This is a genomic window from [Flexibacter] sp. ATCC 35208, from assembly GCF_001975825.1.
Taxonomy (GTDB): domain Bacteria; phylum Bacteroidota; class Bacteroidia; order Chitinophagales; family Chitinophagaceae; genus Chitinophaga.
Map to the genome: position 1 here is coordinate 13,995 of NZ_MTKN01000036.1, position 18,617 is coordinate 32,611.

Here is an 18,617-nt window from a genome sequence, read left to right on the forward strand (position 1 = left end):
TACCCGAACAAAAGGAGGCCGTACGGCCTCCTTTTGTTTAATGCCTGGGTTTAGCTCTTTCGTACTGAACCGGCCATTTTAAAGACTCATCTTTTAACTGATGGGCTGCATGGAGCGGGAAGTAAGGATCTCTTAGTAATTCCCTTGCTAAGAACACCAGGTCAGCCTTGCCTGTACTCACGATCATTTCGGCTTCTTCGGCAGTGGTGATGAGGCCTACGGCTCCTGTTGGGATGCCGGTTTCTTTCTTTATATGATTAGCAAATTCGGTTTGGTATAATGGGCCTACCGGGATCTTCTGACGGGTATCGAGGCCACCGGAGGAGGTGTCGATTAAGTGCACGCCAGCATCTTTCAGGATGGCTGCCAGTTTGGTAGATTCTTCCAGGTTCCATCCACCTTCTACCCAGTCGGTTGCAGAAATGCGGACCAATAATGGGTTATCCTTTGGCCATACTTCCTGAACAGCGCTCACTATTTCCGTGAGCAGTCGGATCCTGTTTTCAAAGCTACCGCCATATTCATCGGTCCGGTGGTTACTGAGTGGTGACAGGAACTGGTGCATGAGGTATCCGTGGGCACCGTGAATTTCGATCACTTTAAAGCCTGCTTTTAGGGTACGTACAGCCGCTGCTTTGAAATCGGCAATCACCTTGTCGATTCCCTCCTTATCGAGTGCTTTGGGCTGTCCGTAGGTGTCAGAAAACGGAATGGCGCTGGGGGCCATGATATTTTCCCAACCACCCTGCTCCGCGGGTACCAGTTTCATGCCTTTCCAGGGTTCTGTCGTACTGGCTTTTCTGCCGGCATGGGCCAGCTGTACACCGGCAATGGCGCCATGGGCGTGGAGGAAATCTACAATCTGTTTTAGCTTTTCGATGTGTTCATCTTTCCAGATGCCCAGGTCTGCGGGGGAAATGCGGGCTTCCGGCGATACGGCGATCGCTTCTGTGAGGATCAGGCCTGCACCACCTACTGCCCTGCTGCCCAGGTGTACCAGGTGCCAGTCATTGGCAAAACCGTCTGTGGAGCTGTATTCGCACATAGGACTTACCACAATCCTATTTCTTAATGTAACTGCGCCAATCGTTAGCGGCGTAAATAGTGCTGCCATAATATTGCTCTTCTTTAGATCTGTAATTTAAATAGAAACGATTTAAAATAGCGGGATCAATGACTAAGGAAACCCGGGAATTCTATAAAGATAATTTCAAGAGGGAATGTAATCCTTATGAAAAACAAATATCCCGGCCTTTGGGGGCCGGGATATTCCTTTCAGTGTATGAAAAAGCAAGCTTAGTCGATACGTCTAACGTTAACTGCGTTTAATCCTTTTCTACCTTCCTGCACTTCGAACTCCACGCGGTCGTCAGCCTGGATCTCATGGATTAAACCGTTTACGTGAACAAAAGTCTCTTTATTGGATTCATCATGTTTAATGAAGCCGTAGCCTTTTGTCTCGTTAAAGAACTTTACAGTTCCTTGAAATTTGTTTGTCATTTGAAAAAATTAAAAATTTGTAAAGGATAAAGGTAGTTCTTTCAGATACGCGGACCAAATATTAATTTTCAATTATTTACCAAGTGCCACATTTATATCCTTGTACATTACTCTGAAACAGCGGCTGGTACTCATCAAAGTATCATTGGGTACTTTTCGGCCGTAATACTCGTCCATAAAGGATTCTGCGTTGGACCAGACGGTCTGCATCATACCCTGATAACGGTCTTTCATTTCGGGTGTAGCAGCATTTCTAAATTCTATCATATCTTTTAGTTGTTGCTGGGCAAATGCTGGTTTTCTCCATGGACAGGTAATAATATTGAGGCCTTTGATGGCAAAATAAGCCGGTGTTTTCTCCGGACGATCGTAATGCCAGTCACAGATCATCACGTCTTTTGGGATCAGGTCTATGGCGCGGTAGGTATTGTTCATACTGGCCTCCCACATGCCCAGACCGGTCGTTTTGCCATCCAGCAGGCGATCGCCCCATATCCATAACTGGCGGCCCTTTTCTGCCAGGTGGTTGCGCAGTGTGGATACTTCGCCGGCAAAGAGTTCGGCCTTGTCCCTGCCACCGCAACGGGGGCATTTCTCCTCTCCTATATAGAATACTTCGTCCATGCCCGCATGAAAGGCGGTGGTTTCGAATACATCACAGAGTTCGTCTATGATATCGAAAACGACCTTGTGCAGCCCCGGCGCCAGTGGACAATAGCTTTTACAATAGAGACCGTCGGGGTTTGGCCATACATATTTCTCAGGCATTTTTACCCAGGGTGTTTCGTCAAACTGCGGGTATTTTACAAGAAGGGCATTGACCTCTCCTGCCCAGGATTGATGGCCTAACAGGTTGAACTGTGGAATTAAACGAATGTGATTTTTCTTACATACAGCTACCACCATTTTGATGTCGGCTTTGGTCAGAGCGTTTCCGGTGCGGAATTCCGGGTGGCTTTCGTATTGGTAATTGTAGTCGATGCGGAGGACCAGGGTATTCACCTTGCGGGGTGCCAGTTCCTGGTCGATGAATTGAATGAATTCGTTCAGGCCAGCTGGTGAGGGCGCCCCGATGCAGAAACCGCGAACGGGGAGAATGCTGTCTGGCGGAGTTTGAGAATAGGAAACGTGTCCTATAACGCAGCATAACAGGGTAAAGAAGATGACGTTTTTCATATTGATAAAATACAAAATAGTCTTATCTCCGATAAAGAAATTACACCAACGGAAAGGCTGGAAACATAAATTACAGATTTTGTTACATTTTCAGGTCAATCGCTCCTCTTATTTCGGTAGAGATCTCTCCTATCGTTGCATTGCCCTTGCTATTCTGTCCTGTATATACCTTTACGAAACTGACCGAAGACAAGGTGACCTTATTTCCATTATCATCCACTGCATCGGCAATATCAAAGCTATTATACCCACTGGTGCCATAGTCACTGGTCCAGTTATCCGCATAGCCATACGCAAACCCGGTATTGATATATAGCCCGGCACTATCCTTCAGGGTAGCTGGTAGTTTCATGCCTGTAAAAGACATGGAATCCCGTGCGGAGATAAAGGACGGATAATATACCTGCGTATGATATACATTGATTGAGACGGTGCCTGAGTCACCCTGGTTGTCTTTCCACTTTACATCTGCATAGCCACCGGGATTATAGTAAGTGATTTTGTAGTTCTTTACGGCATTGGTATATTGATCACCTGCTATTGTATACCAGGCATCATCCGGTAATCCATTTCCATTTACATCCTGACTTACCATTACGATACCTGGTTCTGACAGGCTTTCGATGGTATTGCTATAGATGCCGAATTTTGACACGCCATGATCAAATCCGAATACGACATAGCCTCCAAATGCACCCAGGGTAAGCACATTTTCTGTACTACCTACCAGCTTTTGCGCAGCTGCGCTATCCCCGATACTTGTATTTACAAACTGGCCGGGGGCGGGTTTGTATTCAAATACTGTGCTGATGTATTTACTGGTCGTGTTTGTGCCTGTGTTTTCTTTTTTACATGCAGTAAAAGCTAATAATATAAATAACCACTTCTTCATAAATTATTGAATATAGGTGATCACTGAAGGAATATTACCGGTTGTAACACTCCATTTTTTAGCACCTGTCTTATCAAAACAATACAATGTACCTGGCAGTAAATAATCCTTTACATCAGTAATAAGTATATCTCTTGTAACCGGATCTACTGCTATGCCATAAGGTGTTGTAATTGCCTGGTTCTGAATGAACCCATTGCTTACAATTGATTTCGTTTTTACATTCACTATGCCATAACCAATGGTATTTGCGCCTGTAATATTACTCCATTGTACGCTGATGATATAGGCAGAATCGCCCTGAATGGCGAGGTTGCTTATAGCCAGGCTAAGTGAATCTGTCACCGCATCTTTCGTTGTGCTGACTATAAACAGTTTTGATGGAATATCATCATAATTTCCACGGGAGGTCACATACAGGTTGCCATATCCATCTGCTTTTACATGCTGCAGGTTGATAGCAACATCAATGGTTTGGGTTACGGTAAATGAGCTCAGATCTATTACTGATAAGGTGCGGTCATAATTAGAAGATGTATAGCCTCCGGAGTTCGCCACATACAATTTACTGCCTGTTACCGCCATTTCTTCCGGCTGGCGACCTACGGTCACCGTGCGCAATACTTCGAAAGTGGAGGTATCTGCTTCTGCTACAAACCCCGATCCATCTGTACTGCCACTTGCGGCCGCGTAAGAACTCACATACGCCTTGCCGTTATAAAAGGAAATATACCTGCAGCTCCGTACGCTGATTTCACCCAGGTGTTTGGCGGTATGTTTATCCATCACTTCTACCCTATCCGATCCATTGATCACCGCATATAGCTTGTTGCCATATACTTTCATATCATTGCCTACATCTCCTAATTCCTTTACTATGGAAGGATTAATTTCTCCATATATATTCAGGTTGTAATCGCCTTTGGCGCCATTAAAATAATCGAGGGAGGTCTGGTTCAATCCCATATTTCCTTCATTTAATAAATAGAAGGAACTTTGGTTTGTATCATCCGTAACATGCGTAGCCTCGCTGGAACTGCTGTCAGTACCACTCTTTCTACATGCACTTAATACCAGTAAGACGAAGATCCACTTTCTCATATCAGTTAAAAATTTACACTGGCAGTCATACGATAATAACGTCCCGGCATGGGATAGTTATAAATTACATCGTAGTACTGGTTGAATACATTATTGATTTCTCCTGTCAGTTTCAGCTGACGGTTATGCCATGACACAGACAGGTCATGCGTATACCAGGGTTCTATATAATACTCCGGAATATTGACGCTACCATAGTAACGTGCTCCTACATACACAAAGCTATAATTCAGGTCCCATGCCTTCCAGGACAGGTTGGTGGTAAAAGACCCGCTGTGTAAGGGTACGTATACGATCTGTTGATTATTATTGTCCGTTGCTTTCTGATAAGTATACTTGAGCGAGAAGTTTGTTCCAATTTCTCTGAAGAAGCGTGGCGAGGTCTGCACACCCGCATCTACGCCATAAATATTCACTAATCCGATATTCTGCATTTGCCAGCGGAAGAGTTTACCCGGCACAGCTACGATCTTATCAGTCACCCTGCTGTAGTAAGCATCTGTCTGAATAGCAAAGTATTGCCACCAGCCGGCGGAGGTCTTTGTATAACTGGCTCCTATATCATATTGTTTGCTATATTCAGGTTTCAGGGTGGGATTGCCCGTGGTGGTGTAATAAAGATCATTGAAAGTAGGCATGCGGAAGATGTGCTTATAAAATGTCCTGATCCTTAAAGACGGATCTGCGAATGGTTGCCAGGAGGCAATGACAGTGGGCGTATAAGCTCTTCTATTGCCACCACTGGTATAGAGCTTTGTACTTTCATTGATGATACTCGCTAATACACTTCCCTGCAGATCGATCCTGTTAAAATGTAATTGAGTAGCGCCTGCTACCAATGTGGTGACCCTTGTAGGAATAGAGAAGTGATCAAGGTTCACAGCGGTCATCTGGTTCACCTGGAAATCGGCGGAGAGCGCAACATCCCACCAGTCTTTGATACGGTATTGATTGGCAGCAGATAAATAATATTCGTGCTGGCGGAACCGGTTCATAAGCGGCCCACTCGTAGTTACAATCGTAGTATCGAGATAGCGTACATAATCCAGCATATACTTGCCGTTCAGCTGCATGCTGTACCTGCCGGATTTTTGGTTATAGCCTCCCTGTATAAATGCATTTCGATCCCACTGACGCTGTCCGTTTTCAAAATGCCCTTTCACAATGGGACCTGGCAGGCCACGGGCGGAGTTATAATAATAACCCTGTACGTGCCAGTTACTGCTATCTTTGCCATTGCCATATACACCTGCTTCTACGCGCCAGGCATCGATGTCTCCATTCTTTCGTACAGCAGTGGTGTCATAATCATTATAGCGATAACGGAATTTGTATTGTCCGTCTGCATGGGTCCATTCTGAGCTGACAATAGCTGCTATTTTATTTGACAGTTTTTTTTCTATTCTCATGGAAGGATTGATCAATCCAAAACTACCGGTCTTAAAGCCTGCTTTACCATGTAGGGTTTCAGCTCCCTGAAAGACAGGTTTTCTGGATTGCAAATAAATAGAGGCTGCTGAAGCAAATCCTTTTGCAGGTTGGAAGATTACGCCTTTCTGGGCGTTGTAGAGGTCTATTTGTTCAATATTGTCAAGGGAAAACCGCCCTAGATCTACTGTGCCGTTTTGTGCATTGCTTAGTTGAATGCCATCATAAAATACACCCAGCTGGTTGGTACCCATGCTGTGTACATTGAGCGTTTTGAGGCCGCCTATGCCACCATAATCTTTGATCTGAACACCTGAGAAGAACCGGGCAGCATCTGCCACGGAGAGGCTATTCATTTTTTCCAGTGCCTTGCCGCTGAGGGTTTGAACGGGCGTAATCGCACCGGGTTTGGCAGAGAAGATCGTAATCGTCTGTAAGGTATGAGTCGTATCATTTTGCTGTGCCTGTAAATGCAGGCACAGCAAAATGAAGCTTATTATAAAACTGGTTGTCTTCATATTAATGGAACACGACCATGGCTGGATACAGATTGTCCGTGTAGGAAATTGCAGATTTTAAAGTTGCGTCTGCGGCGCTGTAAGTATAAAGTGTATTGTTAGCGTCCCCATAGAAACCTCCTGTTGTGATCAGTACAAGGGTGTTTTTCGCTGCGTCGTAACCAATACCTTTACCATAGAAGTAGTGGTCATCTGGCAGGGTGATATAAGCGCTGCTCAGGGAGCTGTTGTTGCCGGAAACATAGCGGTATATCTTCTGGTCATCGCTCAGCACATAGACTGCATTCTCCTGGGTAGAAGCGACGATAGAGCTGCTGGTGAATACCCATTCGTTATAGCGAACATTAAACGAGGTGGTGATCGTATCGACCTTCAGTGTAGACGGATCGATTTTGAGCAGGGCATTTGTTTGCGCAGCATATATGTAGCCATCTTTACCCTGGGCAAAACCAGCTATTGCAGTACCTAAATTCTTTGCTATGGAGTAGTCGCTGGTCTTCAATGCTACGATACCGTCGTTAGCAGTTAATGCAAATACATAGTTGCCTGATTTGAGCATATCGCTAACGCTACCACTTACACCTGTGATTTTGGTACCCACGCTCAGGGAAGATAAGGTTACCGGATAGATACCATCGTCTGTACTGAGCAGCCCATTGCTATTGTCAATACCGATGAATGCATGACCGCTAGCCGGCAAACCTGCATTTCTGGCGCTTTCTTTCAGGGAATACTCATCAGCGGCTACCAGTGGACCGCCATAGTTGGTTACCAGGTAAAGTTTTCCATTATAAATGGTGCCATATTCCAGGGTGGTGGAGGTCGTTGCCAGCGGACTGGATGGGTTCACTGCCAGGTAATTGTCCTGCGAAAGGGTATCCGCATTATAGCTGCGGAAGCTCAGGTCTCCTCCTTTGGAACCGAAGTTGCCTTCATTTAAAATGAAATAACCATTGTCATAAGTGCCTTTGGAGATAACTGAAGTATTATCATCTTTTTTACAAGAGACTACGAAGAATACGGCGAATGCTAACAGGAGCGTGTGTAATTTTCTTTGCATGCTGTTTTAATAATTGTAATAGTTGAAAGGTTCCCGACGGAATAGATCATTCAGCATGATAAGCGTAATATCATTGTATATCCCGAAGCTTTTCACCCGAAAGCGCTGAATGGATCTATTGCATCGTGGCAGGTCTTCTGGCTCCCTGATTTTCCGGCGGCCTTCCCATCCATGGTGGACAGTGGCATAGAGTAGAACCGGAAATAATACTCAGGTTACAGCTACGGGGATAGCTCCGGTTTTGCACCGGATTCCCTTTTAAGCCTATCTAGTGACAGGCACCAAATGCGGCACAAACCTACACTATGGGGGTGGAATAACCAAATTGAAACGTTTTTTCGCCTATCTTGCCGCAAATTTTTAAATAATCCGTTTTGCTGAGACAACTTTTCCTGTTTGTGGTCCTGCTTTGCGGCGTTATGTGTAGCTATGCCCAGGGGAACCTGAGTAAGACTGTATCAGTCACCATGACCCGCCAGCCGATATCTTCTGTACTGGACGCCATTGAAATTCAGGGTGATTTTCATTTTTCTTATGTACGGGAAATGGTGCATGCCGATAGTCTTGTGTCGGTACGCGCCAATCACAGGACTGTGAAGCAGGTACTGGACCAGTTGTTCCAGGGCAGTGTTGCTTATAAGGATGCGGGCAACCAGTTGATGCTGCAGCCGAATAAGGAGAAGTGGTTCTATGTGAGCGGACATATTACGGATGGCAGTAATGGGCAACCACTGAATAATGCGAGTGTGTATGAAGGGGTGCAGCTGATTTCGACTATGACAAACGATCAGGGGTATTACCGGCTGCGGCTCAGGGAGAAAGAACGGCCAATGCCTGTGATGCTTACGGTGAGTAAGGAATTATATAAAGATACAATTATGATGGTGGCGAGCGGGTATGATCAGGACATCAGTGCGAGTATCAAGCCTGCGGCACCAATCACGTTGGGTATAGTGGATGTGAACCAGTATTCGAGAGTGAGTGATACATGGTTTGGAAAGGTGTTTTTAAGTTCCAAACAGCGTATGCAATCTCTGAACTTAAGCAGATTCTTTGCAAATCAGCCTTATCAGACCTCTTTATTACCCGGGTTGGGTACCCATGGTAAGTTGAGTTCCCAGGTAGTAAATAAGATATCGGTGAATTTTATTGGGGGGTATACGGCCGGGTTAAATGGGGTCGAAATATCCGGTGCTTTTAATATAGATCAGAAAGATGTGAGATTTGCCCAGTTTGCCTCACTTTTTAATCTGGTGGGTGGTAAAATGGAAGGCGTGCAGATAGCTGGTTTGCATAACCTGGTCATTGATTCAGTAAAAGGTCTGCAGGCAGCGGGTATCAGCAATATTACAACAAAGGGATTTGTCGGTGTACAACTCTCTACTACTTATAATGGTGCGAATGGTGAAACCCGGGGATTGGGCGCTTCAGGGATTGTGAATATTTATAGGAAGAATAGTTATGGTGTGATGATGGCGGGGGTTGGAAATATGAATACAACGACCATACAGGGTGTGCAGGCAGCTGGGGTGTTCAATATGGCAGAAATGCTGAAAGGTGTGCAGGTGGCTGGTGTTGTCAATGCGGCTGATACTACCGAAGGTGTGCAGGTAGCAGGCCTCATCAACGTTACGCGGGTATTGAAAGGTGTGCAGGTAGGTGTGGTGAATTATGCAGATTCGTCTGATGGGTATAGTATTGGCGTGATTAGTATTGTGCGCAGGGGGTATCATCAGTTATTGGTATATAATACAGAGCTGTTGCCGTTCAACCTGGCGTTTAAGTCAGGGAATAAAAAGCTGTACAGCCTGATTATAGGAGGAGCAAGTTTTATGGAAGGGTCGAAGGCGTACAGTTTTGGGTATGGTATTGGAAAGTCGTATAAAGATTATAGTGTAGAGATTACGGAGCAGAATTTGTACCTGGGGAGTTGGGAGATGGTAGGTACGATGGCACGGTTGCAGACGGCGTGGAATAAGGAAATAGGTAAAAACGCCAGGATCTTTATAGGGCCAGCGTTTACCTTATATTTTAATAGTAAGGATGCAAATGTGGAAGGGTATAAGAGCCGGCTGCCGGGCCCATATGGGGCATTTAAATTTAATGACAACCTACGTTATTGGTTTGGCTGGCATGTGGGCTTTAGTTTCTTCTAAGAATTTCTTTCGTACTGGCGATGGCTACCAATTTCTCCTTAAAATTCAGTAAATTTGCCGCTTCTTTTTCAAATTTAAACACTGGTAAATGTCAAAAGTCAAAGTAGGTTTTGTGCAAATGAATTGTACGGCCAATAAGGCGGAAAACCTTGCCAAAGCCATCGAGCAGGTAAAAGTTGCCGCATCCAAAGGTGCACAGATCGTTTGTTTACAGGAGCTGTTTACCTCCCTGTATTTTTGTGATGAAGAGAATTACGACAACTTCTCTCTCGCGGAGCCTATTCCTGGTCCATCTACAGATGCCCTTCAGAAAGTAGCTGGTGAACTGGGCGTGGTGATCATCGCCTCCCTCTTTGAAAAAAGAGCTGCTGGCCTGTATCACAACACGACTGCTGTACTGGACGCTGACGGATCTTACCTTGGCAAATACCGTAAAATGCATATTCCGGACGATCCGGCTTACTACGAAAAATTCTATTTCACCCCTGGTGACTTAGGCTATAAAGTTTTCAAAACCAAATTCGCCACCATCGGTGTACTTATCTGCTGGGATCAATGGTATCCTGAAGCTGCACGTATCACCGCGCTCATGGGTGCCGAAATACTGTTCTACCCTACCGCTATTGGCTGGGCAACGTCTCAGGACGAAGCAACCAATACAGAGCAATACAATGCATGGCAGACTATTCAGCGTAGCCACGCTGTTGCAAACGGTATCCACGTAGTTAGCGTGAACCGTACCGGTTTTGAGCAGGAAGGCCGCATGAAATTCTGGGGTGGCTCCTTCATCTCCAATCCGTTTGGTACCATCATCTATCAGGCTTCGCACGAAGAAGAAGAGATCCATGTGGAAGAACTGGATCTGTCTGTAACTGACAGATACCGTACTCACTGGCCTTTCATGCGCGACAGAAGAATCGACTCTTACGGCAACATCACTAAAAGATTTATCGACGAAGCATAATGAACGGACTACCAACGCTGAAACAGCAGGGATACTTCTTCCCTGCCGAATTCCATCCTCATGTGGCTACATGGTTGAGCTGGCCTCATAAAGAAGCTAGCTGGCCAGGTAAGATCGACGCTATCTATCCTTACTACAGCCAATTTGTAAAATACCTGGCAGAAAGTGAGCTGGTGCGCATCAACGTGGCAGACGATGTTATGAAAGCCGCAGCAGCTGCACACCTGCAAAAAGCAGGCGTTCAAATGGACAAAGTGGAATTCTTCCTGCATCCTACGAACGACGCCTGGTGCCGTGATCATGGTCCAGCTTTCCTGATCAATCCAACAGCTGCAGAAAAGAAGGTGATTGTAGACTGGGGCTATAATGCCTGGGGGGGTAAATATCCTCCGTTCGACAAGGACGATGTGATCCCTACCCTGATCGCTAATCATTATAAATTACCGGTATTCCACCCTGGCATCGTCATGGAAGGTGGTTCTGTAGAATTCAATGGGAAGGGAACGGTATTGACTTCCACCTGCTGTCTGCTGAATGAAAACAGGAATCCGCACCTGACGCAGGCCCAGCTGGAAACTTACTTGCAGGACTATTATGGTGTGGACAAGGTACTGTGGGTAGCGGAAGGCATTATCGGTGATGATACAGATGGTCATATTGACGATACTGTTCGCTTCGTAAACGAAGATACCGTGCTTACTGTGGTAGAAAGTAACAAACAGGACGAGAACTACGACCTGCTGCAGCAAAACCTGCAACAGTTAAAGCAGATGCGCCTGTTGAATGGCAAACAACTCAACGTAATTGAGTTGCCAATGCCAGATGCAGTTGTGTTCGAAGACCAGCGTCTGCCGGCTTCCTATGCTAATTTCTATATCAGCAATAAACATGTTATTGTTCCAACTTATCGTTGTGCACAGGATGATAAGGCCCTCCGGATTATCCAGGATTGCTTTAAAACCCGTGAGGTAGTTGGTATCGATTCGACCGAGATCATCTGGGGACTGGGTAGTTTTCACTGCCTGAGTCAGCAGGAACCTCTGGTATAAAATTCTTGTCAAAAAGGCGCTGTTGCCTCGCAACAACGCCTTTTTTTAGGCCCAAACATATCCCTGAATTCCGCTATGTGATTGACTTCCAATGTCATCTAATTGTTAAAAAACAGGAGCGGCCCCAACCTGGCTATTCCTTTTAGAACTGCACCACCGTTGCAGATCCCCTGATTGGCGCAATCGCCCCGTTCGCAGTCAGATTGATCCCTTCACATTTCTTTCACATTTTCAGTGCTACCTTTGTCATGTCCTAATATTTCAGTGTATTATCCTTATTAAAAGAACCTAACTAAATTCCTTAGATGAAGAAACCTGTTATTAAAAAAATCACACAGTACACCTTTGCCGCCGGAGTTTTTGCAGTTACAACATTTGGAGTACTACCTTCTACCGGTCATAAAGCAAGCAACAACGCTATTGCCATTAACAAATCTGCTTTGAGCAGCAGGGCGATGTTGTACAATAACCTGGCATTGGATTCAATGGGATTATCCCGTACCGCCTTCAATTATGCTTTACAGGGTATGGAAAAATTGGAAGCAGAAGGCAAATTAGCTAACACAGACCTGATCACCATCGTTGACTTCAGTCTTGCTTCCAGTAAGAAAAGACTGTTTGTTATTGATCTGAAAAATGGGAAAGTGCTGTTCAACACCCTCGTATCTCATGGCCGCAATTCCGGTACGGATGTAGCAACTACGTTCTCCAATTCACCGGAGAGCTTTAAAAGCAGCCTGGGTTTTTATGTAACGGGTGATACCTACAGAGGCGAGCATGGTTATAGCCTGCGTCTGGAAGGTCAGGAACAGGGTATCAATGACAACGCGATGAGTCGTGGAATCGTGATGCATAGCGCAGCATATGTAAATGAGAAATTAGCTGCTTTGCAGGGTTATATTGGTCGCAGCTTAGGTTGTCCGGCTATCCCTGAAAAGGTACACAGGAAGATCATTGAAATGATCAAAGACGGCACCTGCCTCTTCCTATATAGTCCTGATAAATACTATATGGCACATTCCAGAATCCTGGAATCACTGCCTGGCGATACTACGATTGCCTAACAACATCCATTTTCAAATAAAGACAGACGATCCGTTTTTCATCCACCCTGGCCCCTCTTCATCAACACGCCTCGGCGCTCAATGACACATTATCACGCAACAGACACATCAGAGGTTAACAGCAGATGCGCAGGGGAATGAAAAGGGCCAGGGGGATGTACGGTATTTTTAATGCACGTCAGTAAATAGTTTCGCAGCTATTTTACGGTCATGGTCATAGATGTCTTCCACCATATGCAGCTGACCGTCTGCGCCTACCCAGGTGGTATAATAGGAAATCATAACGGGTACCGGGTTCTTCACTCTGACGTACTTTTCTTTTCCACTGTTCATTGCACTATCAATCTTTTCTGATGTCCATTCCGGCTGATCACGCAGCAGGTAATTGGCCATTTTTACAGGATCTGCCAGTCTTATACAGCCATGGCTATATGCGCGCTGATCCTTGTTGAATAATTCCTTTTGATTCGTATCGTGGAAATATATATTGAAGCTGTTGGGAAACAGGAATTTCACCCTGCCCAATGGATTTTCTTTGCCAGGTACCTGCCTGATCACTGGTACGCCATTTCTTTCGCCGGTCACTTCCATATGATGGCTGGCCAGGTAACCTTTATTTCTGGCCATGGCAGGTAATACTTCTTCTTTGATAATGCTTCTGGGCAGGTTCCAGTAAGGACTGAATACAACCTGGTTCAGATCGCCGGAGAAGCTGGTGGTACCTTTACCTTCCTTGCCTACTACGACTGCCATGTCAAAGTCTTTGTTCTTGCCATCCCATGCATGGAGCATGAATTCGGGTATGTTCACCATGATGAGTCTGCCTTCGGGTACTGGTGGTGTCCAACGCATACGCTCCATGTTGATCAGGAGTTTTTCTACGATGATAATGGCCGGTACATTCATTTCACGTATCAGGGTATCCGTGATAATTCCTTTTGGCGTGTGACCATGTGAACCTTCAAATTTATTGATAGCAGCTTCCAGCGCATCGTCGTATACACCGGTCGTGTCCTTGCCGTCCAGTTCACCGGTTGCCTGCAAGCGATGTTTGATGGCGGCTATGACAGGGCTGTTATCTCCTTTCTTGTATTTCTTTTTCTTTTCTACAGGTATGCTATCCCAGTTACCTTTTCTGGCGATGTCGGTATATTTCTCCAGTTCTTTTGTCAGATCACCATATACATTATGAATATCGGTAGCGTGATAACCTTTGCCTGAGATGACAGCATCTGCCTGTTTCAGGATGTCGTTCTTTTGCATGGGCACGTAGTGTTCCATGGCTTTCACGGCATCTTTATCATCTTTATGTGCATCGAGGAAGTAATTAATAAAGCGTTGTGTCAGTTGCAACTCTGTCTTTACGATATTAGCATCGGTAGCAGAGACAGCTGAATCCGGTTCATTGTTCATAAGGGCATTGAGGCGATATTCCAGGGCTTTATTGTTTTCGCTGGTGTCTACACTGTAATCGTATAAACTACGGAATCCATATGCCTGTTCATTCAGACCACTGGTATCGAACCAGGCGTATTCAAAGTTGCGTGCGTTGTAAAAGCTACGCAACCTGTTAGCGAGGCTACTATCCAGTTTCTGGTTAGTGATGAACTTCTCAACATCTTTGGTTTCAAGGAAAAGACCATTGTACGCGTTTGCAGGGGTAATTTCGTTGTTCCTGGGGGTGACAGGTATATCATAATGCTGTGCGGCATCGCCGCCGGTGGTCTTTTTCGTATCAGATTTGCAACCTGCGATCAAAGAAATCGCGAAAGCTGAAAATATCAATGCCTTTTTCATACTCAGGCATGAAGCAAAACCTGTGCCTGTGTCCGGGGCCTTTATTCATGGCCCCGGAACGCCCCCTGATGAAAATAATTTTCCGCAGTTTGGGTATTAATTCCCATAAAGCAGGTCCACACTTTCCTTCGCATATCCCGCACCTGCGGTCATGCCCTTCCCTCCTATTCCTGTACGGATATGAATTTGCGGAGTGATGTCATATTCAAAGATGTTCTTTTCATTGTGCTGTGCATAGAAGCCGCTCCAGCAGGTAGCGATTTGTTTGTTCTTTATATTAATGATATGTGAAGCTTCTTCTAAGATCAGTTCATTGATATAGTGATTGGTATGGAAGCCTAAATCGTCGGATTGGCTGACGGGTGCATATTCATGACTGTCGCCAATGATGATGCTATTGTCTGTAGCCTGTTTGAAGAGAATATGAATGCCCCACTTCTTTAGTTCTTCATAATGCTGTGGGGTTTGAACGTGGTTGAAAGAAGGACAATTGGCAGCGAAACTTTCGTACCTGCGGATGGTAAGGCCAGTAAGAACATTGCCATTCAGCTGTAGTTCTGGCATGGGGATGGTGCGCAGCATCTGGAGTTTGCTTACTACCTGACCGCTGTTGGTGAAGATGTCGGGGAATAGCAGTTTACCTTCATGGCCACAGCAGATGATGACTTTATTGGCCAGGAACTGATTATTGACTTTTATCTGACTTTGTGTTTCTTCTATCGCTGTAACGGGGGTGTAATAGGAGATGTGGAAATTATTGAATGATTCTTGCATGTATGCGTGCAGGCGATGAATCATCTTATCCGGTTCCACACTGATCTCTTCAGGAAAGAAGAGTGCTTCTTTTGCATATTCCCGTTTGATAGCAGGGTAACGTTCGTTTATTTCTTTTGCTGGCAGCAACAGTGCATTATAACCTATGTTGTCATAATGGGTTTTCAGCTCGTGAATCAGTAATTGCTCATCGTCATCAGATGCGATGTAGACACTTCCGTTTTGTCTTACAGAGATATCCCCTTTCTGCTGGATAGATTTGTAGAGTGCCAGACCTGTCAGGCCATAATTAAACCATTTATCTGCCAGACCGGAAGGAACTACCTGTCCGAAGTTGCGTACGGTAGCGCCGACGGGATAGCTGTCTTTTTCCAGCAATAACACTTTCAATCCCTTTTGTAAAGCGTGAAAGGCGTGGAAGGTACCGAGGATACCGCCGCCGGTTATGATCAAATCAAATTGTTGCATAAGAATAATATTACCATGGAAGGGAGTAAGTCTTGGTGAAACTGAATGTCTTCATGGCTTCAGTGACACCTTCTTTGATACCCAGTCCTGAGTCTTTAATACCTCCGAAAGGAGAATGTTCTATACGATAACCCGGTACTTCGTTTATATTAACGGTACCGGCTTTGATATGTTTGATGGCGTACATGGCGTGTTGCAGGTTGTTTGTCACAACACCTGAGGATAAGCCGTAAGCAGTGCTATTGGCTACGTTCACGGCGTCTTCGAGGTTTGCTACCGCCATTATCGGTGCGAGCGGACCAAATGCTTCCTGTACCACCATTTCAGCATTCCGTGATACCTGTGTCAGGATCGCAGGTTGCAATAGGGCGCCATTGCGGGTGCCACCTTGTACCAAATTTGCACCCTGAGTTACTGCTTTTTCAATCAGCTGTGCGAGGTGAATAGCGGAGCCTTCATCGATCACTGTACCTACAATTGTATCGGGATCGGCAGGATCACCACAGACGTAAGTTTGGGCCTTTTTGATAAATCGCGACACAAATTCGTCATGGATATTTTCCTGCACCAATATACGCTTCACGGCGGTGCAGCGTTGCCCCGAATTGCGGAATGCGCCTTCAGCGGCCAGGGTGGCTGCCAGATCAAGATCAGCGTCGTCGAGTATGATCAGCGGATCATTGCCACCCAGTTCAAGGATCACTTTTTTGTAGCCGGCTGTTTGTGCAATGCGCTTACCCACAGCTACACTACCTGTGAAAGAGACGACAGCTACCCTTGGATCGCTTACCAGCATACCTGCTACCTCATTGGTGGGTCCCAGCAATACGCTGAGCATATGTGGCGGTAATCCGGCTTCGTATAGTAATTCCACAAAGCGTACGGCAGTCAGCGGCGTTTTTTCAGAGGGCTTCAGGATCACAGGGGTGCCGGCTGCTAATGCCGGTGCTACTTTATGTGCCACCTGGTTCAGGGGATGGTTAAAGGGGGTGATCGCGACCGCCAGTGGCAGGGGTTCCTGTACGGTGTAAATCTTTCTCGCTTTGCCCTGTGGAGAGACATCGCAGGATAAGACCTGACCGGGTTCCTGCAGGGCGGCAATAGCGGCAAACGTGAGCACATCGATCGCTCTCCCGGTTTCATACATCGCCTCACGGATACAGAGCCCCGATTCTGCGCTAATTAAAGCCGCAAATTCGGTTCTTCTGGCGCTTAATAGTATCTGTGCCTGATTTAATACCTGATAGCGCTCAAAATGGCTCATAATCGCTTTTGGCTGTAAGGCCGTTTCGATAGCGTGCAGGGTATCGGCTTCTTTTACCGTGGAGAGGGTACCAATCACCCTGTTATCGTAAGGGCTACGGATCGTGAGCTGATCTGTGCCCTGTATTATTTTGCCCGCTGCATAGCAATGCAGGGATAGTTTATTTACCGGTTCCATTAATTGTAAAATCAAATACATCAAAGTTGCGGGCATCACCTGCCGCTTTTCGCATATAGGTTGTATTCAGCGGGTGAGAAATGAGCAGTGGCACCATTTCTTCATAACGACCACCATGTGAACGAAGTCCGCTATCCAGCGCACTCAGGTCATGGTGTGCAGGTGTACGGCCCAGCACAACATTGCGTGCGGACAATACCACCAGGTCACCGATACGATCGGCTGGTTGTTCCAGCAGGCGTACCGCGGTAGCACGGTCATACACTTCTGTAATACCCGGTTGTGCCAGTAACCAGCGGCCTATTTCGTCTGTCTGGGAAGCATCTTTTAAATGCACGACTACATAAGAGCCCAATGCGCCGTGATGTTTTACATAGGGATCGGTGATCGGGCAAATGACGCGGCTGCCTTTGCCGAATTGTTCATCCAGCAGGGTTTCCACATAGATTACATTCGGACTGCCATCAGGTAATTGTTTTGCATTCATACCATGATCTGCGGTAGCGCCTACGATGGCACCTGCTTCCAGCAACTGACCCAGTTCATGATCGATGGCAGCATAGAAATATAAAGACTCAGGTGCTTCCGGCGCATAGGTGTGCTGCATAAAATCTGTCAGTGACAGGTACAGGAAATCGGCTCTGCCGGCACGCAGCAAAGCATTGCCAGCCCGTAAGACGAACAGGCTGGCATCTGCACTGTAAATGGCGGGAGTGGGTTGACCTGTCAATTGTTCTACATCATCAATGCCGTGTGTGGCTATAGTAGCTGCTGCTGCCTTCTCTGCAGAAAACGCAATGCCTTTCATATTATGAGATAATATATCCCGCAACTTTTCTTTCGCCGTGACCACCGCCACTTTTCTACCTGCATTTGCTGCTGCTGCCAGCAGGGTTTCTGCACGTAAGTAAGAGGCGGAATTCATCATCACTTCCTGGTCCATTGCCGCATCATAGAAAAAGTTGCCACTAATACCGTGTACTGCAGGTGGAACCCCTGTTACGATAGAAGAATTATTCACGTTTGTAAAAGAGGGTAATGCACCTCTGACCATTCCCCTGTAGCCTTGTTGAATCATCTTCTTCAGGTGAGGCATGCGATCAAAAGCGAGTGAAATGTCCAGGTATTCATCGGCAGAACCATCCAGGCAGATCACAACAATAGGTGCAGCTGGTGGTTGGTAAGTAATGCCGTTCGCAGTAAAGGATAAGGTGGATATAGACATGTGA

The 18,617-nt window shown here is 46.0% G+C and carries 15 protein-coding genes and 1 riboswitch; of the genes, 4 read left to right on the forward strand and 11 right to left on the reverse strand.

Annotated elements, in window-relative coordinates; translation table 11 throughout:
- Positions 1-37 precede the first annotated feature (37 nt).
- The 7 genes from namA to BW716_RS21225 all read right to left on the reverse strand — a co-directional run bounded on the left by namA (position 38) and on the right by BW716_RS21225 (position 7,675).
- Positions 38-1,114 carry an NADPH dehydrogenase NamA gene (gene namA, locus BW716_RS21195; protein ID WP_083725708.1) on the reverse strand — a complete coding sequence of 359 codons (1,077 nt, stop codon included), beginning with the start codon at positions 1,112-1,114 and terminating at the stop codon, positions 38-40.
- Positions 1,115-1,296: 182 nt separating this feature from the next.
- Positions 1,297-1,500, reverse strand: a complete 204-nt coding sequence (locus BW716_RS21200) for a cold-shock protein (RefSeq protein ID WP_072357632.1) — start codon at positions 1,498-1,500, stop codon at positions 1,297-1,299.
- 72 nt (positions 1,501-1,572) lie between these two features.
- The gene (locus tag BW716_RS21205) at positions 1,573-2,676 is read right to left on the reverse strand and encodes a family 20 glycosylhydrolase (RefSeq protein ID WP_083725710.1); all 1,104 of its coding nucleotides are present in this window, start codon (positions 2,674-2,676) and stop codon (positions 1,573-1,575) included.
- 82 nt (positions 2,677-2,758) lie between these two features.
- On the reverse strand, positions 2,759-3,568 hold the full coding sequence (locus BW716_RS21210; protein WP_083725712.1) for a hypothetical protein: 810 nt from the start codon (positions 3,566-3,568) through the stop codon (positions 2,759-2,761).
- A gap of 3 nt (positions 3,569-3,571) precedes the next feature.
- The gene (locus tag BW716_RS21215) at positions 3,572-4,669 is read right to left on the reverse strand and encodes a YncE family protein (RefSeq protein ID WP_083725714.1); all 1,098 of its coding nucleotides are present in this window, start codon (positions 4,667-4,669) and stop codon (positions 3,572-3,574) included.
- A 5-nt stretch (positions 4,670-4,674) separates the two neighbouring features.
- On the reverse strand, positions 4,675-6,615 hold the full coding sequence (locus BW716_RS21220) for a TonB-dependent receptor (RefSeq protein WP_083725716.1): 1,941 nt from the start codon (positions 6,613-6,615) through the stop codon (positions 4,675-4,677).
- A 1-nt stretch (position 6,616) separates the two neighbouring features.
- Positions 6,617-7,675: a DUF5074 domain-containing protein gene (locus BW716_RS21225; RefSeq protein ID WP_083725718.1), complete on the reverse strand. Its 1,059-nt coding sequence runs from the start codon at positions 7,673-7,675 to the stop codon at positions 6,617-6,619.
- Positions 7,676-7,784: 109 nt separating this feature from the next.
- Positions 7,785-7,976: riboswitch (cobalamin riboswitch) on the reverse strand.
- A 73-nt stretch (positions 7,977-8,049) separates the two neighbouring features.
- Between BW716_RS21225 and BW716_RS21230 the strand changes: the two genes are divergently transcribed.
- The 4 genes from BW716_RS21230 (at position 8,050) to BW716_RS21245 (ending at position 12,908) form a co-directional block, all read left to right on the forward strand.
- On the forward strand, positions 8,050-9,831 hold the full coding sequence (locus tag BW716_RS21230; protein WP_143708947.1) for a hypothetical protein: 1,782 nt from the start codon (positions 8,050-8,052) through the stop codon (positions 9,829-9,831).
- Positions 9,832-9,919: 88 nt separating this feature from the next.
- Positions 9,920-10,795, forward strand: a complete 876-nt coding sequence (locus tag BW716_RS21235) for a carbon-nitrogen hydrolase (RefSeq protein WP_083725732.1) — start codon at positions 9,920-9,922, stop codon at positions 10,793-10,795.
- Complete coding sequence (locus BW716_RS21240) at positions 10,795-11,844, forward strand: agmatine/peptidylarginine deiminase (RefSeq protein WP_083725733.1); 1,050 nt, start codon at positions 10,795-10,797, stop codon at positions 11,842-11,844. Before BW716_RS21235 ends, BW716_RS21240 begins: the two co-directional genes overlap by 1 nt.
- A gap of 305 nt (positions 11,845-12,149) precedes the next feature.
- On the forward strand, positions 12,150-12,908 hold the full coding sequence (locus BW716_RS21245) for a murein L,D-transpeptidase catalytic domain family protein (protein ID WP_083725735.1): 759 nt from the start codon (positions 12,150-12,152) through the stop codon (positions 12,906-12,908).
- A 168-nt stretch (positions 12,909-13,076) separates the two neighbouring features.
- Here the strand turns inward: BW716_RS21245 and BW716_RS21250 are convergent, their stop codons facing one another.
- From BW716_RS21250 to phnA, 4 genes are all read right to left on the reverse strand, one after another.
- The gene (locus tag BW716_RS21250; RefSeq protein WP_083725737.1) at positions 13,077-14,705 is read right to left on the reverse strand and encodes a murein L,D-transpeptidase; all 1,629 of its coding nucleotides are present in this window, start codon (positions 14,703-14,705) and stop codon (positions 13,077-13,079) included.
- 96 nt (positions 14,706-14,801) lie between these two features.
- Positions 14,802-15,947 carry a TIGR03364 family FAD-dependent oxidoreductase gene (locus BW716_RS21255; protein ID WP_083725739.1) on the reverse strand — a complete coding sequence of 382 codons (1,146 nt, stop codon included), beginning with the start codon at positions 15,945-15,947 and terminating at the stop codon, positions 14,802-14,804.
- A 10-nt stretch (positions 15,948-15,957) separates the two neighbouring features.
- Complete coding sequence (locus BW716_RS21260) at positions 15,958-17,403, reverse strand: aldehyde dehydrogenase family protein (RefSeq protein WP_235643924.1); 1,446 nt, start codon at positions 17,401-17,403, stop codon at positions 15,958-15,960.
- Positions 17,372-18,613: a phosphonoacetate hydrolase gene (gene phnA / locus BW716_RS21265; protein ID WP_083725743.1), complete on the reverse strand. Its 1,242-nt coding sequence runs from the start codon at positions 18,611-18,613 to the stop codon at positions 17,372-17,374. Before phnA ends, BW716_RS21260 begins: the two co-directional genes overlap by 32 nt.
- Positions 18,614-18,617: the final 4 nt, after the last annotated feature.